General features: G+C 55.5%; 2 protein-coding genes. Both read right to left on the reverse strand.

Annotated features, from left to right (window positions below):
- A partial coding sequence (locus tag A7X77_RS31525; RefSeq protein ID WP_156668208.1) for a KpsF/GutQ family sugar-phosphate isomerase occupies nt 1–521 on the reverse strand: 521 nt, incomplete at its 3' end.
- A 561-nt stretch (nt 522–1,082) separates the two neighbouring features.
- On the reverse strand, nt 1,083–1,441 hold a 359-nt coding region (locus tag A7X77_RS31535), incomplete at its 5' end, for a hypothetical protein (RefSeq protein WP_210179784.1).

The following is a 1,441-nucleotide window of genomic DNA, read 5'->3' on the forward strand; positions in this document are numbered from 1 at the left end:
GCAAGCTGCAGGATTGCCGAGGTTGTCGGCGCCAAGCCGTGCGGGCAGGCCTCCGTCTCCTTCGGCAGCTTGAGTACGATGTCGGCAGCAAGGCCGAGGCTCGATTTTTCATCATAGGTAATGGCGATCAGCGGAATCGAAAACCGCCTGGAATAGGAGAGGATCGCCTTGAGTTCCTGCGCCTGCCCGCTCCACGAAACGGCGATGATTGCATCACCTTTCCCGATCATGCCGAGATCGCCATGATTGGCCTCGGCCGCATGCACGAAGAATGCCGGCGTGCCCGTCGAAGCGAGCGTCGCAGCAATCTTAACGCCGATATGCCCGCTCTTGCCGACGCCGGTGACGATGACGCGCCCGGTGATGTCGCCGATGACTTCGACAGCACGTGTGAAAGGACCGGCCAATCCATCGTCAAAAGCCCGTTCGAGCGCTTCAAGACCGCGTCTTTCGGTCTCTATCGTGCGCCTTGCCGATTCAAGCACGCCGTTTTCAACGAGGTTTACCGCTCTTCTGTTCATGAAGTTGCGTTAGACCTTTTCACTTTCCAAGTCCACCCCGCACTCTTTCCGAAATGTGAATAGCACTCGTCCTCGGCAACGAATGATTAACCACGAGGCTTTAGTCCAGTGTTGAGTTCCAAAAAGGCCAATCCGGGAATCCGAAGGACCGTCCCGCTGATCCTGACAACGTTCGCCTATATTCCCAACAATTCGGTAGAGAGGCGATAGACGCGCTAGTCAACATCTACAGAACGTCGAAAAATCCGACCGCAGTAGTGAACGCCGCAAATTCTGTGCTCAATCGCGGCTTCGGTCAACCAAGCCTCAAGGTGGATATGGACGTGACACACGACATCAGCCTTGCATCGATGATCGAGGCGGTTGAAGCGCTGGACCGGGCGAAACCCTCACTCAGAGTGAAGCAGCGCCTTTGGTCATCGAAGGGAATGTGGTCGAGGCGGCAGACTTTGTGGAAGTGTTAGACGCTAACGGAGCGTTGACCGATTCAGGCCAAAGAGGTACTAATGAGTGACGGCTTGCCGCAGCAAGCCGTCACCATGATATGGGCTTATGCTCTTCTCATGTTCCACCTCCCGGACCGGCTTCACGGCCTTTCGCTTCGGGTTCCAATGCCGTTGGCCGGTCTTGCGAGGACAGTGGGTCAACGGCATTATCTGTTTTGGGGAGAGAGTAGCGGGACTGCTCATCCCTCTCGATCTCACCTCGTTTCCACATTCGCCAAGCGACTGAATTCACCCGTGCGACATTAACGTTCGGGTCTTCCGAACTAGCAATCTCTCGGTGAATGTCCTTCGGCTTCAATCCGACCTTAAACTGACGCTGCGCATCGTTGAGGACGGACAAAATCATTTGTGGCATGGTCCTCCCCTTCTTCCCTCGTTGCTTAGCATGAGAGAAGTTCCTACGCTTCATGCGTG

Origin of the sequence: Rhizobium bangladeshense (assembly GCF_001662075.1) — a bacterium.
In the GTDB taxonomy this organism is placed as follows: domain Bacteria; phylum Pseudomonadota; class Alphaproteobacteria; order Rhizobiales; family Rhizobiaceae; genus Rhizobium; species Rhizobium bangladeshense_B.